The 1,621-nt window shown below is 71.6% G+C and carries 2 protein-coding genes; one reads left to right on the forward strand and one right to left on the reverse strand.

Annotation, left to right across the window (positions count from 1 at the left end):
* Nucleotides 1-84: 84 nt before the first annotated feature.
* Nucleotides 85-174 (reverse strand): SEC-C metal-binding domain-containing protein, encoded by a 90-nt coding sequence (locus tag E1292_RS56040; protein ID WP_220447473.1) that lies wholly within the window; start codon nucleotides 172-174, stop codon nucleotides 85-87.
* Between the two features lie 292 nt (nucleotides 175-466).
* Here E1292_RS56040 and E1292_RS50305 point away from each other — a divergent pair.
* The coding region (locus E1292_RS50305; protein WP_132606861.1) for a serine/threonine-protein kinase at nucleotides 467-1,621 on the forward strand (1,155 nt) is incomplete at its 3' end.

A 1,621-nucleotide genomic window follows, 5' to 3' on the forward strand; every position in this document is an offset into this window, starting at 1 on the left:
GGGTTGAACGGTTCGCCGGTGAGGGCCGGACAGCGTTGCGGTGGCTGGGAGCGGTCGCGGACGTAGTAGTCGCCGAGCGTGTCGTCATAGCGGCCGGTCGCACGGCAGCAGCGGCGGAAAGCGCCGCCCTGAGCCGCAGGGGCACGGGTCCTTGCCGCCGAGCTTCTCGATCAGCTCCTTGTCGCGGCCGACGCGCCGGTCGCCGCGTTTGAGTTGCGTCTCGCTAGAGGGAACCCCCGGCGGCGCTTGCTGGTGGGCTCAAAAGGACATCTCGTCGCGGTGCATGGCGGGCCTCCCAGGTCCGTGTTCGGCGCTGTCACGATAGGCGTTCGTACGCGCATCCGCGACCCGATTTCCTGACCACCGTGGCGATTTCCTACAGGCCGGTAACTTCAGTACAAAACTTCTTTCGTGTGGGTATCGTACGTAAAGATCTACCGCACCCGTCTCAGGAGTCACTTCTCTCATGGCGCACGTCGAACCGCTGCGGGAGGACGACCCGACGGCAGTAGGGACATACCACTTGCTCGGCCGGCTGGGCTCGGGCGGCCAGGGAACCGTCTACCTCGGGCAGGCGCCTGACGGCACGCGGGTGGCGGTCAAAGTGCTGCGTTCGAGGGCCGGGTTCGACGACAGGTTCGCCAAGGAGATCGAGAACGCGCGGCGGGTGGAGCCGTTCTGCATCGCGCAGGTGCTGGACGCCTCGCTGGGCGCGCGGCCGTACATCGTGACGGAGTACGTCGAGGGCCCGTCGCTGCACGAGGCCGGCCGGCACGCCGGGGCCGACCTGCAGCGGCTGGCGGTCGCCACGGCCACCGCGCTGGCCGCCATCCACGCGGCGGGCATCGTGCACCGCGACTTCAAGCCCGCGAACGTGCTGCTCGGCCCGGGCGGCCCCCGCGTCATCGACTTCGGCATCGCCCGCGCCATGGACGACGCGGCCACCCACACCAGCGGCATCGTGGGGACGCCCGCGTACATGGCGCCCGAGCAGCTGGCGGGGCAACCGGTGGGGCCGCCGGCGGACGTGTTCGCCTGGGCGTCGGTGATGGTGTGGGCGGCCACGGAGACGCCGCCGTTCGGGCAGGACACGTTGCCCGCGATCATCAACCGGATCCTGAACAACGAACCGCAGCTCGGCGACCTGCCGCATCCGTTGCGCTCGGTCGTGTACGACAGCCTGGCCAAGGATCCGCGGGCCCGGCCGACCATGCGGGACGTGCTGCTGCGGCTGCTGAGCGGGAACAACCCGCCCGTGCCGCACGCGGGCGGCTCCGGCCCGATGCATCCGCCCCCGCACGTGGCGGGAGCCGGTGAGCCTGGGAGCGGTCCTCCGCCGTGGGTGCCGGCGCAGCAAGGAAACATGCCACCGCCCGGGTCCCACGCCGGCGGACCCTTCCCCCCGAACGAGCCCCAGCGCGGCGGGCCGAACTCTCCGCACGGGCCGGGCGCGGGCGGTCCGACGGGGTCGCCGGGTGGCCGTAAGGGGCTGGTCGTGCCCGTGGTGGCGGGTGTCTCGGGTGTCGTCGTGGCGGCGCTGATCGGCGGGATCGTCTGGATCGCCCCGGGATGGGGTACGCAGGAGGAGAAGCCGCTCGCCGCGCCCTCCCCCAGCACCACC

The organism is Nonomuraea deserti (assembly GCF_004348685.1).
Taxonomy (GTDB): Bacteria; Actinomycetota; Actinomycetes; order Streptosporangiales; family Streptosporangiaceae; genus Nonomuraea; species Nonomuraea deserti.